Source organism: Mizugakiibacter sediminis, from assembly GCF_000953855.2.
GTDB classification, from domain to species: Bacteria; Pseudomonadota; Gammaproteobacteria; order Xanthomonadales; family Rhodanobacteraceae; genus Mizugakiibacter; species Mizugakiibacter sediminis.
The window spans coordinates 29276-46501 of the sequence record NZ_DF970211.1; the positions used below are offsets into that span (position 1 = coordinate 29276).

The window sequence follows — 17226 nt, forward strand, 5'->3', positions numbered from 1 at the left end:
CTGGGCTTGCGCTCGCGGCGCGCGCTGTCCGCGTCCTTGGCGATGGGGTTGCCCTCGGCATCCAGCTCGACGAACTCGTCGGCCGCGCCCTGGGCGATGTCCGGCGCGGCGGCCTTGCCCTCGAGGATGGCGTCGGCGGCGGCGCGCACGTACAGCTGCACCGCACGGATGGCGTCGTCGTTGCCCGGAATGGCGTAGTCGACCAGCGACGGGTCGTAGTTGGTGTCGACCACCGCCACCACCGGGATGCCGAGCTTCTTCGCCTCCAGCACGGCGATGTTCTCGTGGCCGATGTCGATGACGAACAGCGCGTCGGGCAGGCTGTTCATCTCCTTGATGCCGCCCAGCGACTTCTCCAGCTTGTCGCGTTCGCGGCGCAGCGCCAGCACTTCGTGCTTGACCAGCTTGTCGAAGGTGCCGTCGGTTTCGGCGGCTTCGAGTTCCTTCAGGCGCGCCACCGACTGCTTGACGGTGCGGAAGTTGGTGAGCATGCCGCCCAGCCAGCGCTGCGCGACGTAGGGCATGCCGCAGCGGGTGGCCTCTTCCTGGATGGCCTCGCGCGCCGAGCGCTTGGTGCCGACGAACAGCACCGTGCCGCGCTTCTGCGCCAGGCCGGAGAGATAGTTCATCGCGTCGGTGAAGAGCGGCAGCGTCTTCTCGAGGTTGATGATGTGGATCTTGCCGCGCGCGCCGAAGATGTACGGCTCCATCTTCGGGTTCCAGTAGCGGGTCTGGTGGCCGAAGTGGACGCCAGCTTCGAGCATCTGGCGCATGGTGACCTGAGGCATGGTGGAACTCCTGACTGTTCGGGCGGCCGTGGGCGCGCCCAGGGGTTGGACCTCCACGCATCCCCGGCTTCGACCCCGTCGCCAAATCCGGACGTCGTGATCTCGCCTGGCGAGCGGACGACCTTCCCGATTGGGTGGCGGGGCACCCCGAAGACGGTGCCGATGCGTGTGCGGAATGAGGTGCTTGCGCACCGTGCGAGGCGCCGCCGCGGCGGGTATCCTCGCGTTCTGCTTCGCGCGCAGCCACTTACGCGGCTGTCGTGCAAATCCTTAAAATTGTAGCCTGCAGGTCGCCGGCGCCACAAGCCTTGGCTCCGCTTGCGGTCGCCGCCACATCCGGAACGCCATGCCCGTGACCCTGAAGACCCCCGAACAGATCGAAAAGATGCGCACCGCCGGCCGCCTGGCCGCGGAGGTGCTCGAGCTGTTGGCCGAGCACGTCAAGCCGGGGGTGACCACCGAGGATCTCGACCGCATCGCCTACGAGCACATCGTCAAGGTGCAGAAGGCGGTGCCGGCCAACGTCGGCTACCGCGGCTTCCCGAAGACCCTGTGCACCTCGGTCAACCACGTGATCTGCCACGGCATCCCCAGTCCGACCAAGGTGCTGAAGGACGGCGACATCGTCAACATCGACGTCACCGTCATCAAGGACGGCTGGCACGGCGACACCAGCCGCATGTACTTCGTCGGCACGCCGTCGACGCTGGCCCGGCGCCTGGTCGACACCACCCTGGAGGCGATGCACCGCGGCATCGAGCAGGTGCGCCCCGGGGCGACCCTGGGCGACATCGGCCACGCCATCCAGCGGCACGTCGAGGCGGCCGGCTTCTCGGTGGTGCGCGAGTACTGCGGTCACGGCATCGGCACGATCTACCACGAGGACCCGCAGGTGCTGCACTACGGCCGGCCCGGCACCGGCCTGCGCCTGCAGAAGGGCATGACCTTCACCATCGAGCCGATGGTCAATGCCGGCAAGCCGCACACCCGCCTGCTGCCGGACGGCTGGACGGTGGTCACCAAGGACCACTCGCTGTCGGCGCAGTGGGAGCACACCATCGCCGTCACCGACGACGGCTACGAGATCCTGACGCCCTGGCCGCAGGCGGCGTGAGGATCGGGAGCTGGGGAGTAGGGAGTAGGGAGTAGGGAGTAGGGAGTAGAAGAAGGCGCGGGCAGGGCAGGGGAGGCGCTGGCGCTGCGATGTCTCCCGTCATACCGGCATGCGCCGGAATGACGGCGAGTAGTTACGCTTTCCCCACTCCCCACTCCCGGCCCAGGAGCGACGTGTTCACCCCATCCGCCCGCGCCTCCGACCTGCCGCCGCTGCCGCGCCTGCCGGCCGCGCTGCCGCGTTCGGGCGTCTCCGCCGACGCGCGGCTCGCGCTGCGTCAGTTGCTCGGCGACGTCGACCGCGCGCTGGCCAACGCCTTCGCCGATGGCGTGCCGGCGGCGGCGCTGGCGCGGCGGCGCGGCGAGGCGGTGGAGCGCATCGTCGGCCACGTCTGGACCGCCTGCCTGGGCGAGCCGGAGGGCGCGGCGCTGTTCGCCGTCGGCGGCTTCGGCCGCGGCCTGCTGTTCCCGCACTCCGACGTCGACCTGCTGGCGCTGGCGACGCCGGCCGCCGCCGCGGCGCAGGCGCGCGCGCTGGAGGCGCTGTTCGCCTGCCTGTGGGATCTCGGCCTGAAGCCCGGCCACGCGGTGCGCGACCCCGCGCAGTGCCGCGCGCTGGCCGCCGCCGACGTCAGTGTCTACACCAGCCTGCTGGACGCGCGCCGGCTGTGCGGCGACCCGGCGCTGACCGGCGTCTTGGCGGCGATCGTCGACGATCCCGTGCTGTGGCCGCCCGCCGCCTACCTCGCCGCCAAGCGCGAGGACCAGGCCGAGCGCCACGCGCGCTTCGACGACACCGCCTACAACCTCGAACCCAACCTGAAGGACGGCCCCGGCGGTCTGCGCACGCTCGACCTGATGCGCTGGCTGGGCCGGCGCATCGTCGGCGCCGGCAGCTTCGAGGCGCTGGCCGCCGCCGGCCTGCTCGATCCCGCCGAAGTCGCCGCGCTGGCCGCGGCCGAGGCCACGCTGCAGCGCACGCGCTATGCGCTGCACCTCGAGGCGGGACGCGCCGAGGAACGCCTGCTGTTCGACTTCCAGCGTGCGCTGGCCGCGCGCCTCGGTTACGTCGACGAGCACGCGCAGAATCTCGGCGTCGAGCAGTGCATGCAGGCCTACTATCGCGCCGCGCAGACGGTGGAGCGCCTGGGCACGCAGTTGCTGGAGCGCTTCGACGAGCTGCTGGAACCGCCGCTCGCGCCGGCGCAGCCGATCGACCAGGATTTCGTCGCGCTGGGCGGACGGCTGGAAGCCGCCACGCCCGATCTGTTCCTGCGCCGCCCGCAGGCGCTGGTCGGCGCCTTCGCCGTGCTGCTCGACCATCCCGGGCTGAAGGGCCTCAGCGCCGACACCATGCGCCGCATGCAGCAGGCGCTGGCGCGCCACGGCGCCGCGCTCGCCGACGACCGCTACGTGCTGGCCGCGCTGCGCGCGCTGCTCATGCGCGGCGCGCCGGCGGTGGAGGCGCTGGCGCGCATGAACCGCCACGGCGTGCTGGCCGCCGTGCTGCCGGCGTTCGGCCACGTGGTCGGGCGCATGCAGTACGACCTGTTCCACGTCTACACGGTCGACGAGCACACCCTGCGCGTGCTGCGCAACGTCGCGCGCTTCGCCGATCCCGCCATGCGGCGCGAATTCCCCATCGCCTGCGAGGTGTGGGCCGGGCTGGCGAAGCCGGAGCTGCTGCTGCTCGCCGCGTTGTTCCACGACATCGCCAAGGGCCGCGGCGGCGACCACTCGCAGCTCGGCGAGCGGGAAGCGCGCGCGTTCTGCGCCAAGCTCGGCCTGGCCGAGGCCGACATCGACCTGGTCGCCTGGCTGGTGCGCTGGCACCTGCTGATGAGCGTCACCGCGCAACGCCAGGACATCACCGATCCCGACGTGGTGCACCGCTTCGCCGCGCAGGTCGAGGACTGGGAGCGGCTCGACCATTTGTACCTGCTGACCATCGCCGACATCGCCGGCACCAGCCCCAGGCTGTGGAACGCCTGGAAGGACCGCCTGCTGGCCGACCTCTACGTCGCTGCGCGCTACGCGCTGCGCGGCGACCTGGCGCGGCCACCGCACGCCGAGGCGCGCGTGCGCGAGTGCCGCGAGCGCGCGCTGGCGCTGCTGTCGACCGAAGGCTTCGCCGCCGATGCCGTCGCGCGCGCCTGGGCCGAGTTCCCCGACGAGAGCTTCCTGCGCCATCGCCCGGAGCAGATCGCCTGGCAGACCGCGGCGGTGCTGCGCGAGGGCCGCGGCGATGCGCCGCTGGTGGCCGTGCATCCGCTGTCGGTGCGCGGCTGCACCGAGCTGTTCGTCTACGCGCCCGACCGCGAGGGCCTGTTCGCCGCGATCACCGCCACGCTGGACCGGCTGCGCTTCTCGGTGGTGGAGGCGCGCGTGCTGTCCTCGAAGCGCGGCGTGGCGCTGGACACCTTCCTGCTGCTGGAGACCGACACGCAGGCGCCGGCCGGCGTCGAGCGCGCGGCCGAACTGCGCGAGGCGCTGCTGCGCGCGCTGGCGCAGACGCCGTACCGCGTGCAGCTGGCGCGGCGCGGGCTGTCGCGCCAGCTGCGCCATTTCCAGATGACGCCGCGCATCGAGTTCGGCGACGGCGCCGACGGCCGCACCCAGCTCGCGCTGGTCTGCACCGACCGCCCGGGCCTGCTGGCCGCGGTGGCGCAGGCCTTCCGCGACGCCGGCATGCGCGTGCATGATGCGCGCATCGCCACGTTCGGCGAGCGGGTCGAGGACTTCTTCCGCATCACCGACGCACGCGACCGCCCGCTGGCCGAACCCGCGCGCGAGGCGCTGCGCGCCGCGCTGCTGCGGCGCATCGGCGGCGACACCACCCCACAAGCGAAAGAACACCATGCAGGAACTTGAGCGCCTGATCGACGACGCCTGGGAGCGGCGTGCCGACCTCGGCCAGACCGAGATCGACACCCGCCTGCGCCCCGCGCTGGAGCGCGTGCTGGAGTTGCTGGAGCGCGGCGAGCGCCGCGTCGCCGAACCCGATGGCGCCGGCGGCTGGCGCGTGCACCAGTGGCTGAAGAAGGCGGTGCTGCTGTACTTCCGCGTCAGCGCCAATCGCGCGATGGACGGCGGCCCGATGGCGGCCTGGGACAAGGTGCCGCTGCGCTTCGCCGGCGCCGACGAGGCGACGCTGCGCGGCCTCGGCGCGCGCATCGTGCCCGGCGCGCTGGTGCGCCGCGGCGCGCACGTGGCGCGCGATGCCGTGCTGATGCCGAGCTACGTCAACATCGGCGCCTACGTCGGGCCGGGCACCATGGTCGACACCTGGGCCACGGTCGGCTCCTGCGCGCAGATCGGCGCCAACGTGCACCTCTCCGGCGGCGTCGGCATCGGCGGCGTGCTGGAGCCGCTGCAGGCCAACCCCACCATCATCGAGGACGACTGCTTCATCGGCGCGCGCTCGGAGGTGGTCGAGGGCGTGGTGGTCGAGCGCGGCAGCGTGATCGGCATGGGCGTGTTCCTCGGGCAGAGCACGCGCATCTACGACCGCGCCACCGGCACGGTGAGCTACGGCCGCGTGCCCGCGGGCAGCGTCGTCGTCGCCGGCAGCTTGCCGGCGAAGGACGGTTCGCACAGCCTGTACGCGGCGGTGATCGTCAAGCGGGTCGACGCGAAGACGCGCGCCAAGACCGGCATCAACGAGCTTTTGCGCGGGGCCGAGTAGATTTTCCTGACGCGGCTGGGGCGGACGAACACGGAAGGATGGCCGCGATCGATCCGCGTTGATCGGCGCGCAGCCGCGTCCAACGAGCTTTTGCACGGAGCCACACGATGGGCGGAGTGACGCTTTACGGTCTGGAGAAATGCGATACCTGCCGCAAGGCGCGCAACTGGCTGGCGCGCTTCGGCGTCGAGCACGCCTTCGTCGACTACCGCGAGCAGCGGGTGCCGGCGGAGACGCTGAAGGACTGGGCCAGGCAGGTCGGCGGCTGGGAGAAGCTGGTCAACAAGAGCGGTCCGACCTGGCGCAACCTGCTGCCACAGCGCAAGAACCCCGGCAGCGATCCGGAGTGGACGCTGCTGATCAAGGAACACCCCGCGCTGGTGCGGCGCCCCGTCGTCGTGCTGGAAGACGGCCGCGTGCATATCGGTTTCAGCGACAACGGGTACAAGCGGCTGTTCGGGAAGTGAGGTGGGAGAAGGGAGATGGAAGGCGGGAGACGGAGGGCGGGAGAAGAGAGCCGTTCGTCCTGAGCGTAGGCCCGCAGGGCCGAAGTCGAAGGACCTTCGCAACGCCCCGGGGCTGTCTGAATTTTTGTGCGTGAGGGGGTTTCCCCGAGCCGCTCGGCGACGCATGGATGAGGCGGAAGTCGAGGGATGTTCGCAACGCCCTTCGACTCCGCTTCGCTACGCCCAGGGCGAACGGAGACCCGAGCCTCCGCACATGCCTCCTCCCCTCCCGGCCCCCTTCTCCCGTTGCCCATCTCCATTTGACCTTTGACTTTTGACCTCTGCACATCGCCTCCGCATGCTCTCCCGCGTCTCCCATCTCCCGCCCCCCGACCCATGTCCGACATCCTCGACCTCACCCGCGACCTGATCCGCCGCCGTTCGCTGACGCCGGACGATGCCGGCTGCCAGGCGCTGCTGGCCGCGCGGCTGACCCGCGCCGGCTTCCGCTGCGCGCATCTGCGCTACGGCGAGGTGGACAACCTGTGGGCCACGCACGGCGAGGGCGGGCCGGTGCTGGTGTTCCTCGGCCACACCGACGTGGTGCCGAGCGGGCCGGAAGACGCGTGGGCCTCGCCGCCGTTCGAGCCGACGTTGCGCGACGGCCGTCTGTACGGCCGCGGCGCCGCCGACATGAAGGGCGCGGTGGCGGCGATGACGCTGGCGCTGGAGGCCTTCGCCGCGGCGCATCCGCGGCACCCCGGCACCGTCGCGCTGCTGCTGACCAGCGACGAGGAAGGCCCGACCAACCTCGACGGCGTGCGCCGCGTCGCCCGGCACTTCCGCGCCAGCGGCCAGCGCATCGACTGGTGCGTGGTCGGCGAGCCGTCGTCGAAGGCGAAGCTGGGCGACCTGATCCGCATCGGCCGGCGCGGTTCGCTGTCCGGCATGCTGACGGTGCGCGGCGTGCAGGGCCACGTCGCCTATCCGGACAAGGCGCTCAACCCGATCCACGCCTTCGCGCCGGCGCTGGCCGAACTGGCGGCGACGCGCTGGGACGACGGCAACGAGGCGTTCCCGCCGACCACCTTCCAGGTGTCCAACCTCGCCAGCGGCACCGGCGCCACCAACGTGATTCCCGGCACGCTGCAGGCGAAGTTCAACTTCCGCTACGGCACCGCCAGCACCGCCGACGCGCTGCGCGCGCGCGTCGAGGACACGCTGCGCCGCCACGGCCTCGAGTACACGCTGGACTGGGATCTCTCCGGCGAGCCGTTCCTCACCCGCGACGGCGCGCTGCGCCGCGTCGCCATCGAAGTGCTGCGCGAGCGCTGCGGCGTGGAACCGGAGCTCGGCACCGGCGGCGGCACCTCCGACGGCCGCTTCATCGCGCCGCTGGGCGCCGAGGTGATCGAACTCGGGCCGGTCAACGCCAGCATCCACAAGATCGACGAGCACGTCGCGCTGGACGATCTGGAACGCCTGCCCGGTCTGTATCTGGCGATCGCCGAGCGGCTGATGCGCTGAGCGACGCCCGGCATGGCGGCAGGCCGTGCCGAGGTCGGGTACGCGCGATCGCGCGCGGCTTGCGCGAGAACGGACCCTCGATGCCGCAGACGCTACGAGCGACGGCGTCCGGATCGATGATCGCGTGGCGCGTCCGCGGCCGGCGCGCGCCGGCCGACGCCGTACTCGTAGACCAGTCGGCCGCCCAGCCAGCCGGCGGCGGCGAGGCAGCCGAAGCCGGCGACGCTGAGCGCGATCGCGAGCGTGCCCGGCGCGTGCAGGCGCGCGCCCTCGGCGCGCAGCAGCAGGCTGGCCGCGTAGCAGGCGAACGCAGCCAGCACCAGCAGCATGTGGCGGTGGGCGACCGCGAGCGCCGGCGTGCCCTCGGCCAACTTCAGCCACTCGAAGAAGCCGGCCAACATGGCCGGCAGCGCGAAGGCGAGCCCGGCCAGCATCAGCAGGCCGGCCGGACGCCACGCCGCCTCGCCGAGGAACGGACCGGCCAGATCCGCCGCCGTCGCCAACGTCCAGCAGGCGATCGGGAAATGCACCAAGGCCGGATGCAGCGGATGGCGCATGGTCGTGCCCCCGGTGCGCGAGCGCGCCGCCTCAGCCGAACAGCAGGCTGGCCAGCGTCAGGAAGCCGACCACGGCGACGCCGGCGTGTACGATCACCACCGCCTTCGGCGCGACCTTGCCGCGCAGATGGAAGGAGGCGAGGTAGAAGCCGCCCAGCGCCGCCAGGACCAGCAGGCCGAGCGCGGCGGTCAGCCGCCCCGGCGCGCCGCCCTGCAGCAGCATCGCGATCAGCGTGATCAGTCCGGCGGCGCCGAGCAGGGCATGGACGACGGACACCGCCCACGGCGCCAGTTTGCCGCGCAGCACGTGGGCGGCGAGCACCAGGCCGCCGACGGCGGCGACGGCGAAGATCAGTACGGCATAGTTGAGCATGGCGGGTCCCCCTTCGGTGGTGGCGAGGTGCGGGACGCGCAGGCGCGCGTCCCGCTGTCGAAGGGGGAATGCGGGCACGCCGCAAAAGGTTCCCGCTGGCGCCTGACGGACGCGCCGCGTCGGCCTCGCCGCGTGGCGAGGTTCAGCGCGCGACCGCGGGTTGCAGCGTCATGCGGTGCCGCGCCGGCCCCGGCAGCAGCGGCGTCGGCACGCCGCGCACCCAGTCCTCGTGGCCGGCGCCGTGGAAGGGCGAGAGCGGATGGCCGCTCTGGCCGCCGGGCATGTGCAGATAACTGAGATCCTCGTGACCCGGCATGATGCCGAAGCGCTCGGAGGCGCCGAACGCCGGCGCCTGCACGCGCGGCATGTCGCGGTCGCCGGGCAGCGGTTCGCGCGGCATGTCGAGGAAGCGCGAAAGGAAGCCGGGCAGCGCCGCCGACAGCGGATGGCGGATCGCCGCGGTGTTGCGCTCGCCCCAGGTGCGCGCGGCGAGGCCGCCGGGCTCGGCGCCGAGCCGTTCGGCCACGGCGCGCGCGCTGCTCGTCAGCAGCGCATGCCAGTCGGGATAGCGCGGATCGAGCAGGTAGGGCGGCTGCTGCGTCACCAGCGCCCACACCGCGGCCTCGCGGTCCAGCTCGCGCGGCAGTTCGAAATCGGGGAAGCGCGCCTGCACGCGCGCCACGAACGGCGCCAGCACCTGGCGTTCCACCTCGTCGCGGAACGCGCGCACCAGGCGGTAGTCGACGCTGTCCACCGTCGCGCGGCCGCGCCAGCGCGCGGTCAGCCGGCGCAGCTCGACGAGCGCGGGTTCCTCGCTGCCGGCCAGCGTGTCCTGCAGCAGGCGCTGCCAGCGCGCCAGGAACAGCGCGCGGTCGTCCAGCTGGATCGCCAGCAGGTCGGCGGGCGCGAAATGCGAGCGGGCGCGCAGGTCGTCGCGGATCTGCTGCGCGCGCGCGCCGTTGTCGTAGCCGCTGTCGCCGAGCAGCGCCAGCCAGGCATCCGACGTGGTGCGGTTGTTGGCCGTCCACAGGCGGCCGTCGGCGGGATTCTCGATGCGCGGGTATTGCGCCGCTGCGGCGAAGCCGGTCCAGCCCGTGCCGGGCCGCGACCAGTCGGCCGGGAAGTCGGGGTCGTAGCCGGCGCGCAGCGGCAGCGCGTTGCCGGTCAGCGTCCAGCCGATGTGGCCGCGCGCGTCGCCGACGACGAAGTTCTGCGCCGGCATGCCGAAGCTCGGTGCCATCGCCAGCGCGGCGTCGGCGTCGGCGGCCTGTTCCAGCCGCATCAGGCTGAGGTTCAGCGCGCGCGGCAGCTGCGCGGTCCAGGCCAATGCCAGCGGCGTGCCGTCGACGTCGTGCGCCAGGATCGGGCCCCAGCGCGTGTCCTCGACGGCGACGGTGCGCGGCGCCGCGCCGCGCACGCGGATGACCTCGTCGTGGCGCTCGATGCGCGCCCAGCCTTCCGGCACGCGGTAGCGCTGCGGGTCGGCCGGATCGCGCAGCACGCGCACCCAGTCCTCCCAGTCGCCGTAGCTGTTGGTGAACGCCCAGGCGATCCGGCCGTTGCTGCCCGCGACCAGCGCCGGCACGCCGGGCAGGGTGACGCCGTTCAGGTCGCGCACGCCGCCGGGCGCGCTCGCGTCCGGATAGCGCAGGCGCGCGCGGAACCAGATGTCCGGCACGCGCAGCGTGAGGTGCATGTCGTTGGCGACGATCGCCGCGCCGGTGGCCGTCAGCGCGCCGGCCACGGCGAAGTTGTTGCTGCCCGGACGCGCTTCCGCCGGTGCCAGCGTCGCGGCGATGCGCGCGGTGTCCGGCAGCGGGCCCAGCGCGGTGCGGCGCAGGTCGAACACCTCCGGGCCGGGGATCGACGGCGGCGGGCTGGCCGCGCCCTGCAGCGGCGCTTCCCATAGGCCTTCGCGCGCGGTCAGCAGCGCCAGCACCGGTTGCGGCAGTGCGGCGCGCATCTGCGCGAGGCGCAGGTCGCGTTCGTCGTAGCCGTCGCTGTTCAAGTCGAGGAACATCGCCTCGATCACCAGCAGGCTGTCCTCGCTGCGCCAGCGCTGCGGGCGCGCGCGCAGCAGCAGGTATTCCCACGGCCGCACGTCCAGCGCGGCGAGGCCGGCGTTGACGCCGTCGCGGTAGGCGTCGGCCAGCGCGCGCTCGTCGGGCGGCAGCGCGGCGTAGACCCGTTCCGCCAGCGCGCGGAAACGGTGGCGGCGATGCTTGATGTCGACCTCGATCGCGGCCGGCCCGACCAGCTCGGCCAGTTCGCCGGCGGCGACGCGGCGCAGCAGGTCCATCTGGAAGTAGCGCTCCTGCGCGTGCACGAAGCCGGTGGCCCAGGCGAGGTCGCGGCGGTTCTTCGCCTCGATGGTCGCGACGCCGCGCGCGTCGCGGCTCACCGTCACCGGCGCCTGCAGGCCCGGCGCGGCGATGCGGCCGTCGAGCTGCGGCAGGCTGCCGGCCAGCAGCAGCCAGCCGGTGCCGCCGGCCAGCAGCGCCAGCACCGCGGCGGCAGCGAGAGCGCGGCGCAGCCAGCGCATCACGGCACCACCCCCGTCCACGCCGGATCGGCGAACTTGGCCGCCGCCAGCGCCTCGGCGCGGGCGATCTCCCCCGCGCGCAGCGCGTCCGCGCGGAGGCCGTGGCGATGGCGGAAGGTGTCGATCATGCGCGCGATCACCGCCTCGCGCGGCAGGCCGGTCTGGCTGCGCAGCGGATCGACGCGCTTGGCGGCGCTGGCGATGCCCTTGTCGGACAGCTTCTCGCGGCCGATGCGCAGCACCTGCATCATTTTCGCCGCGTCGATGTCGTAGGCCATGGTCACATGATGCAGCACCGCGCCGCCGCGGCGTGCCTGCGCGGCGCCGGCGATCTTGCCTGCCGGCGCGGTGATGTCGTTGAGCGGCTGGTAGCGCGCGTCGATGCCGAGCGCGTGCAGCGCCTCGATCACCCAGGCATCCATGTGCGCGTAGGCTTCCTGGAAGGACATGCCGGCGACCATGCTCAGCGGCGCGTAGATCGAATAGGTGATGGTGTTGCCGGGCTCGATGAACATCGCGCCGCCGCCGGTGATGCGCCGCACCACCTCGATGCCGTGGCGCGCGGCGCCGTCGGCGTCGACCTCGTTGCGCAGCGACTGGAAGCGGCCGATCACCACCGCCGGTCCGGCCCATTCCCACACGCGCAGCGTCGGCGGCCGCCGGTCGGCGGCGACTTCGTCGGTCAGCACCTCGTCCAGCGCCATGTGCAGCGCCGGCGCCTGCGCGTCGGCGTGGATCAGCCGCCACGCGTGGTCGCGCCAGGTGGAGCGCGCCGCGTTCATGCGAGCGCCCTCCGCGCGGCGACCGCGACCGCTTCCGGCGAGAAGCCGACCATCGCCACGTCCGCGCCGAGCGCGGTGCGCACCGCGGCGGCGATCGCGTCTTCGTCCGCGGTCGCCGGCAGGCCGGTCAGCGCGGCGTTGATCACGTCCAGCGCTTGCTCCGGTTCGAGGAAGAAATCGCCGCTCACCTGCACGGCATCCAGGCGGCCGTCGCGCACCTCGAGGTCGACCACCACCAGCTTGCCGCCGGGTACCTTGTATTCGCCGTGCATGCTGCGATCGTCCTCCTGCGACGGCCGCCGGTCGGGCGTTCACGCCGTGGTTTCGATGCGCTCGACGCGGCGGAAGCCGCGCGGCAGCAGGCCGCCGCGCGTGGCGCGGTTGCCGCCGTACTCGACCAGGTCGGCCCACTTCAGGATCAGTTTGCGCTGACCGGCGTACAGCGTGACCTCGCCCGAGCCTTCCGCGACCACGGCGATGCCGGCCACGCGCGCCTCGCCGCCGGCGAGCTTGGCCTTCGGAATCTCGATCAGCTTGTTGCCCTTGCCGCCCTTGTCCAGCTCCGGCAGTTCGGCGACGGAGAACATCAGTAGGTGGCCGTCGGTAGTGGCGACGACGATGCGGTCGCGCGCCGGATCGCCGACGTAGGCAGGCGCCAGCACGCGCGCGTCGTCGTCGAGGTTGAGCACCTGCTTGCCGGCCTTGTTGCGGCCGCACAGCGTGTCGAACTTCGTCACGAAGCCGTAGCCGAAGTCGGAGGCCAGCACCAGGCGCGTCTCCGCGTCGCCGATCGCCACCGCGTCGAAGCGCGCGCCGGCAGGCGGGCTGAAACGGCCGGTCAGCGGCTCGCCGTTGCCGCGCGCCGACGGCAGCGAGTGCGCCGGCGTCGAGTAGCTGCGGCCGGTGGAGTCGATGAACGCCGCCTGCTGCACGGTGCGGCCGCGCGCGGCGGCGAGGTAGGCGTCGCCCTCGCGGTAGCTCAGCCCCGGCGCGTCGACGTCGTGGCCCTTGGCCGCGCGCACCCAGCCCTTTTCGCTCAGCACCACGGTGACCGGCTCGGAGGCGACCAGGGCGCTCTCGTCCAGCGCCTGCGCGGCCTCGCGCTCGACCAGCGGCGAGCGGCGGTCGTCGCCGTATTTCTTGGCGTCGGCCTTCAGCTCGTCCTTGATCAGCGACTTCAGCTTGGTCGGCGACTTCAGCAGCACGTGGATGCGCGCGCGCTCCTCCTCCAGCTCGTCGCGCTCGGCGTTGATCTTCATTTCCTCGAGGCGCGCGAGCTGGCGCAGCTTGGTCTCGAGGATGTAGTCGGCCTGCTCCTCGCCGAGGCCGAAGCGCTTCATCAGCACCGGCTTCGGCTCCTCCTCGGTGCGGATGATGCGGATCACCTCGTCGAGGTTGAGGTAGGCGATGCGCAAGCCTTCCAGCAGGTGCAGGCGGCGCTCGACCTTCTGCAGGCGGTGCTTCAGGCGCCGCGTCACCGTGTCGGTGCGGAAGCGCAGCCACTCGGCGAGGATCTGCTTGAGGCCCTTCACCTGCGGCCGGCCGTCCAGGCCGATCATGTTGAGGTTGACGCGGTAGCTCTTCTCCAGGTCCGTCGTCGCGAACAGGTGCCGCATCATCTCGTCGACGTCGATGCGGCTGGAGCGCGGCACCAGCACCAGGCGGATCGGGTTCTCGTGGTCGGACTCGTCGCGCAGGTCCTCCAGCATCGGCAGCTTCTTCGCGCGCATCTGCGCGGCGATCTGCTCGAGGATCCTCGACGGCGACACCTGATAGGGCAGCGCGGTGATCACCACGTTGCCGTTCTCGGCGGCGTATACCGCGCGCGCGCGCACCGAGCCGGTGCCGCTCTCGTACATCGCCAGCAGTTCGTTGCGCGGCGTGATGATCTCGGCGGCGGTGGGGAAATCGGGGCCGCGCACGTGCTCGCAGAGGTCGCGCACGGAAGCGTCCGGATCGTCCAGCAGGCGGATGCAGGCGCTGGCCACCTCGCGCAGGTTGTGCGGCGGGATGTCGGTGGCCATGCCGACGGCGATGCCCGTGGAGCCGTTCAGCAGCACGTGCGGCAGGCGCGCCGGCAGCCACGACGGCTCCTCCAGCGTGCCGTCGAAGTTGGGCGCGAAATCGACCGTGCCCTGGCCCAGCTCGCCCAGCAGCACCTCGGCGATCGGCGTCAGCTTCGACTCGGTATAGCGCATCGCCGCGAAGCTCTTCGGATCGTCGGGCGAGCCGAAGTTGCCCTGGCCGTCGATCAGCGGATAGCGGTAGGAGAACGGCTGCGCCATCAGCACCAGCGCCTCGTAGCAGGCGCTGTCGCCGTGCGGGTGGAACTTGCCGATCACGTCGCCGACGGTGCGCGCCGACTTCTTCGGCTTGGCCGCGGCGGACAGACCGAGTTCGCTCATCGCGTAGACGATGCGGCGCTGCACCGGCTTCAGCCCGTCGCCGACGAAGGGCAGGGCGCGGTCCAGCACCACGTACATCGAGTAGTCGAGGTAGGCGCGCTCGGCGTACTGGCGCAGCGGGATCTGTTCGTAATTCGCTTGCAGGGTCATCGGCTTGCGTCGGGGGAGGGCGCGGCGGGCGCGCCGGGAGCCGCACGATTGTGCCGCAATCGCGCGGCGCCTTCAGCCATCGACCGCCGCGCCGGCGAACGCGGCGGCGAACAGCGCCCGAGCTGCCTCAGCGCGGCACGCGATAACCGCCGCGCACGCCGCGCGGGCTGAGCGTGAGCTGCCAGAGCTGGTCGCGGCGCGCGCGGAACACGGCGGCGGAGCACGACAGGTAGAAGCGCCACATGCGGCGGAAGCGCTCGTCGTAGCGCGCGGAGAGCTGCGGCCAGGCCGCGTCGACGTTGGCGCGCCAGGCCATCAGCGTGCGGTCGTAGTCGGCGCCGAAGTTGTGCCAGTCCTCGACCACGAACAGGCCTTCCAGCGCCGCCGCCACCTGGCTGGCCGCGGGGATCATCGAGTTGGGGAAGATGTACTTCTCGATCCACGGATCGGGTCGGCTGGGCGCCTCGTTGGTGCCGATCGCGTGCAGCAGGAACAGCCCGTCCGCGGCGAGGCAGCGCCGCGCGACTTCGAAGTAGGTGCGGTAGTTCTTCCAGCCGACGTGCTCGAACATGCCGATCGAGAAGATCGCGTCGAAGCGTTCGTCCAGTTGGCGGTAGTCCTGCAGGCGGACCTCGATCGGCAGGCCGGCGCACAGCTCGCGCGCGTAGGCGGCCTGCTGCTCGGAAACGGTGATGCCGACGCCGCGCACGCCGTAGCGCTCGGCGGCGAACTTCAGCGCCTCGCCCCAGCCGCAGCCGATGTCGAGCACGCGCTGCCCGGGTTCGAGCCGCAGCTTGCGGCAGACCAGGTCGAGCTTGGCTTCCTGCGCGGCGTCGAGGTCGGCGGCGTCCTTCCAGTAGCCGCAGGAGTACACCAGGCGCTTGCCCAGCATCGCCTTGAACAGGTCGTTGCCGAGATCGTAGTGGACCTTGCCGATCTCCCAGGCGCGCTCGCCGCGCTGCAGGTTGACGAAGCGCGCCTTCAGGTGCGCGAGCAGCGTGTCCAGCGTCTTCAGGTGTTCGTCGACGTGGGCGTCGAGCACGCGGTAGAAGAAACCGTCGAGGTCGTCGCAGTCCCACCAGCCGTCCATGTAGGCCTCGCCGAGGCCGAGCGAGCCGTGCGCGAACACGCGCGCGTAGAGCTGCGGCTGGTGCACGCGGATGTCGTGCGGCGCGTCGCCGTCGATGCGCACGCCGGCGTGGGCGAGCAGTTCCTGGGCACGGGCTTTCAGGCTGTCCTCGGTCATGCCGCCTCCTCGGTCACGGGTTTCGGCCGGGCGTCGGTTCGATCACGCCATAGGTGGTGGGCGAGCGCGCGTACACAAGGGCCGCGCCGGACGCGCGCACGATGCCGATCAGGCGCTCGGCCTGCGGTGCGGGCAGGATGAACTCGACCTTCACCGGCAGGTCGCCGGCCAGTTCGAAGAAGTGCTCCTCGTGCAGCACGCCGTGGCGGCCGAAGCCGGCGATGGCGCGGAACACCGAGCCGCCGGCCAGGCCTTCGCGCTTGGCCTGCTCGAGGATCCACTCGTGCAGCAGCATGCCGCCGTGTCTGGCGTTGGCGTGCATGAAGAAGCGCAGATAGACGCCCTCGTGGGTCATGTCCCGGCCGGCGCTCATGCGGTGCTCCCCATTCAAGCGCGCAGCAGCGCGCGGATCAAGGCGATGCCCGCCAGCGTCGCCGCCAGCGAGCCGGCGACGTGCAGCAGCAGGTGCGCGCCGAACCAGGCGTACTGCTGGCGCAGCAGCAGCGTCGAGGCTTCCGCGGAAAAGGTGGAGAACGTGGTCAGGCCGCCGAGGAAGCCGGTGGTGACGAACAGCCGCGCTTCCGGCGACAGCGCCTGGTAGTGCGCGAACGCGCCGAGCGCGAGGCCCATGACGAAACCGCCCAGCAGGTTGGCGGCGAGCGTGCCCAGCGGCAGCGTCGGGAACAGCGGGTTGAACAGGACGCCCAGCCACCAGCGCAGCCAGGCGCCCAGTGCGGCGCCGATGCCGACGGCGAGCCATGCGGTGAAGCCCATCGTGCCTCCAGATTATTCGCGCGGGCCGTTCCGGAGGCAGGCATGAAAAAGCCTGCGTCGCCGGGAGCGGCGGTGCAGGCATCATCAGCCGATCGGGCGCGCCGTCGGCGGTTTGCCCTCGCGGGCGGGAGGCATGCCATCTCCCGACGCCGATGGTAGCGGCCGCCTCGCTCCGCGCTCAAGCCGGCGCGCGGGCGCTCACAGCCACAGCGCGCCGGCGACCGCGCCGAGCGCCACCACCAGCCAGCTCGGCAGGCGCGCCGCCAGCAGCGCGAAGGCGGCGAGCACGCACAGCGCGTCGCGCGGGCGGTGCAGGCTGCCCGCGGCCAGCGGCGACACCCAGGTGGCGGCGAGCAGGCCGACCACGGCGGCGTTCAGCCCGGCCAGCGCGCGCCGCGCGCGGTCGAGGTGGCCGAGCCGCTGCCAGAACGGCAGCACGCCGGCCAGCAGCAGGAACGAGGGCAGGTAGATCGCGCCGAGCGCCAGCGCCGCGCCGGCGACGCCGTTCGGCGGCGTCGCGATCGCCGCGCCGAGATAGGCGGCGAAGGCGAACAGCGGGCCGGGCAGCGCCTGCGCCAGCCCGTAGCCGGCGAGGAACGCATCGCGGCCGATCCAGCCCGGCGGCACCGTCGCGCCTTCCAGCAGCGGCAGCACCACGTGGCCGCCGCCGAACACCAGGCTGCCGGCGCGGTAGAACGCGTTCGCGCGCGCCAGCGTATCGCTGCCGGTCAGCGCGGCCAGCCAGGGCAGGCCGAGCAGCAGCGCGCCGAACGCGGCGAGCGCGAGCAGCGCATGGCGGCGCCGCGCCGGCGGGGCGGCGGACGACGCGCGCCGCTCG

Annotated in this window: 15 protein-coding genes, 1 pseudogene and 1 riboswitch; of the genes and pseudogenes, 5 read left to right on the forward strand and 11 right to left on the reverse strand. The window is 72.3% G+C overall.

Features of this window, described 5'->3' with window-relative positions; translation table 11 throughout:
* On the reverse strand, positions 1 to 788 hold a 788-nt coding region (gene rpsB / locus MBSD_RS09650; RefSeq protein WP_062537152.1), incomplete at its 3' end, for a 30S ribosomal protein S2.
* Positions 789 to 1134: 346 nt separating this feature from the next.
* Between rpsB and map the strand changes: the two genes are divergently transcribed.
* The 5 genes and pseudogenes from map (at position 1135) to dapE (ending at position 7559) form a co-directional block, all read left to right on the forward strand.
* Complete coding sequence (map, locus tag MBSD_RS09655) at positions 1135 to 1902, forward strand: type I methionyl aminopeptidase (protein ID WP_062537139.1); 768 nt, start codon at positions 1135 to 1137, stop codon at positions 1900 to 1902.
* 119 nt (positions 1903 to 2021) lie between these two features.
* Positions 2022 to 4658, forward strand: a pseudogene (gene glnD, locus MBSD_RS09660) ([protein-PII] uridylyltransferase); the annotation flags it as partial.
* The gene (dapD, locus tag MBSD_RS09665) at positions 4603 to 5586 is read left to right on the forward strand and encodes a 2,3,4,5-tetrahydropyridine-2,6-dicarboxylate N-succinyltransferase (protein WP_425478103.1); all 984 of its coding nucleotides are present in this window, start codon (positions 4603 to 4605) and stop codon (positions 5584 to 5586) included. The pseudogene glnD and the gene dapD, both read left to right, overlap by 56 nt.
* Positions 5587 to 5693: 107 nt before the next feature.
* A complete protein-coding gene (locus MBSD_RS09670) occupies positions 5694 to 6053 on the forward strand; it encodes a Spx/MgsR family RNA polymerase-binding regulatory protein (RefSeq protein ID WP_062537141.1) in 360 nt (119 codons plus the stop codon).
* A gap of 375 nt (positions 6054 to 6428) precedes the next feature.
* Positions 6429 to 7559 carry a succinyl-diaminopimelate desuccinylase gene (gene dapE, locus MBSD_RS09675; protein WP_062537142.1) on the forward strand — a complete coding sequence of 377 codons (1131 nt, stop codon included), beginning with the start codon at positions 6429 to 6431 and terminating at the stop codon, positions 7557 to 7559.
* A 92-nt stretch (positions 7560 to 7651) separates the two neighbouring features.
* On the opposite strand, the gene MBSD_RS09680 is transcribed toward dapE, so the two are convergent.
* The 10 genes from MBSD_RS09680 to MBSD_RS09725 all read right to left on the reverse strand — a co-directional run.
* Positions 7652 to 8116, reverse strand: coding sequence for a DUF2231 domain-containing protein (locus MBSD_RS09680; protein WP_062537143.1), 465 nt, complete (start codon positions 8114 to 8116; stop codon positions 7652 to 7654).
* A gap of 31 nt (positions 8117 to 8147) precedes the next feature.
* Positions 8148 to 8489: a hypothetical protein gene (locus MBSD_RS09685; RefSeq protein ID WP_062537144.1), complete on the reverse strand. Its 342-nt coding sequence runs from the start codon at positions 8487 to 8489 to the stop codon at positions 8148 to 8150.
* A gap of 142 nt (positions 8490 to 8631) precedes the next feature.
* Positions 8632 to 11031, reverse strand: coding sequence for a penicillin acylase family protein (locus MBSD_RS09690; protein WP_062537145.1), 2400 nt, complete (start codon positions 11029 to 11031; stop codon positions 8632 to 8634).
* Positions 11031 to 11813 (reverse strand): lipoate--protein ligase family protein, encoded by a 783-nt coding sequence (locus MBSD_RS09695; RefSeq protein ID WP_062537146.1) that lies wholly within the window; start codon positions 11811 to 11813, stop codon positions 11031 to 11033. The genes MBSD_RS09690 and MBSD_RS09695 overlap by 1 nt, the downstream gene beginning before the upstream one ends.
* Positions 11810 to 12085, reverse strand: coding sequence for a lipoate-protein ligase small subunit (gene lplB, locus MBSD_RS09700; protein ID WP_062537147.1), 276 nt, complete (start codon positions 12083 to 12085; stop codon positions 11810 to 11812). The genes MBSD_RS09695 and lplB overlap by 4 nt, the downstream gene beginning before the upstream one ends.
* A gap of 39 nt (positions 12086 to 12124) precedes the next feature.
* Positions 12125 to 14368 carry a DNA topoisomerase IV subunit A gene (parC, locus tag MBSD_RS09705; protein ID WP_062537148.1) on the reverse strand — a complete coding sequence of 748 codons (2244 nt, stop codon included), beginning with the start codon at positions 14366 to 14368 and terminating at the stop codon, positions 12125 to 12127.
* Positions 14369 to 14495: 127 nt separating this feature from the next.
* Positions 14496 to 15614 (reverse strand): cyclopropane fatty acyl phospholipid synthase, encoded by a 1119-nt coding sequence (gene cfa, locus MBSD_RS09710; protein WP_062537149.1) that lies wholly within the window; start codon positions 15612 to 15614, stop codon positions 14496 to 14498.
* 13 nt (positions 15615 to 15627) lie between these two features.
* On the reverse strand, positions 15628 to 15987 hold the full coding sequence (locus MBSD_RS09715; RefSeq protein WP_237071781.1) for a DUF190 domain-containing protein: 360 nt from the start codon (positions 15985 to 15987) through the stop codon (positions 15628 to 15630).
* Positions 15988 to 16001: 14 nt separating this feature from the next.
* A complete protein-coding gene (gene crcB / locus MBSD_RS09720; RefSeq protein ID WP_062537151.1) occupies positions 16002 to 16388 on the reverse strand; it encodes a fluoride efflux transporter CrcB in 387 nt (128 codons plus the stop codon).
* 68 nt (positions 16389 to 16456) lie between these two features.
* A riboswitch (Fluoride riboswitch) is annotated at positions 16457 to 16541 on the reverse strand.
* A gap of 45 nt (positions 16542 to 16586) precedes the next feature.
* The coding region (locus MBSD_RS09725; RefSeq protein WP_187300625.1) for a chromate transporter at positions 16587 to 17226 on the reverse strand (640 nt) is incomplete at its 5' end.

Bases quoted from the DNA above. Each gene is read 5' to 3' on its own strand.
- map (WP_062537139.1), top strand. From the start codon at position 1,135: ATGCCCGTGACCCTGAAGACCCCCGAACAGATCGAAAAGATGCGCACC.
- dapD (WP_425478103.1), top strand. From the start codon at position 4,603: ATGCGCGCATCGCCACGTTCGGCGAGCGGGTCGAGGACTTCTTCCGCA.
- MBSD_RS09670 (WP_062537141.1), top strand. From the start codon at position 5,694: ATGGGCGGAGTGACGCTTTACGGTCTGGAGAAATGCGATACCTGCCGC.
- dapE (WP_062537142.1), top strand. From the start codon at position 6,429: ATGTCCGACATCCTCGACCTCACCCGCGACCTGATCCGCCGCCGTTCG.
- MBSD_RS09680 (WP_062537143.1), bottom strand. From the start codon at position 8,116: ATGCGCCATCCGCTGCATCCGGCCTTGGTGCATTTCCCGATCGCCTGC.
- MBSD_RS09685 (WP_062537144.1), bottom strand. From the start codon at position 8,489: ATGCTCAACTATGCCGTACTGATCTTCGCCGTCGCCGCCGTCGGCGGC.
- MBSD_RS09690 (WP_062537145.1), bottom strand. From the start codon at position 11,031: ATGCGCTGGCTGCGCCGCGCTCTCGCTGCCGCCGCGGTGCTGGCGCTG.
- MBSD_RS09695 (WP_062537146.1), bottom strand. From the start codon at position 11,813: ATGAACGCGGCGCGCTCCACCTGGCGCGACCACGCGTGGCGGCTGATC.
- lplB (WP_062537147.1), bottom strand. From the start codon at position 12,085: ATGCACGGCGAATACAAGGTACCCGGCGGCAAGCTGGTGGTGGTCGAC.
- parC (WP_062537148.1), bottom strand. From the start codon at position 14,368: ATGACCCTGCAAGCGAATTACGAACAGATCCCGCTGCGCCAGTACGCC.
- cfa (WP_062537149.1), bottom strand. From the start codon at position 15,614: ATGACCGAGGACAGCCTGAAAGCCCGTGCCCAGGAACTGCTCGCCCAC.
- MBSD_RS09715 (WP_237071781.1), bottom strand. From the start codon at position 15,987: ATGAGCGCCGGCCGGGACATGACCCACGAGGGCGTCTATCTGCGCTTC.
- crcB (WP_062537151.1), bottom strand. From the start codon at position 16,388: ATGGGCTTCACCGCATGGCTCGCCGTCGGCATCGGCGCCGCACTGGGC.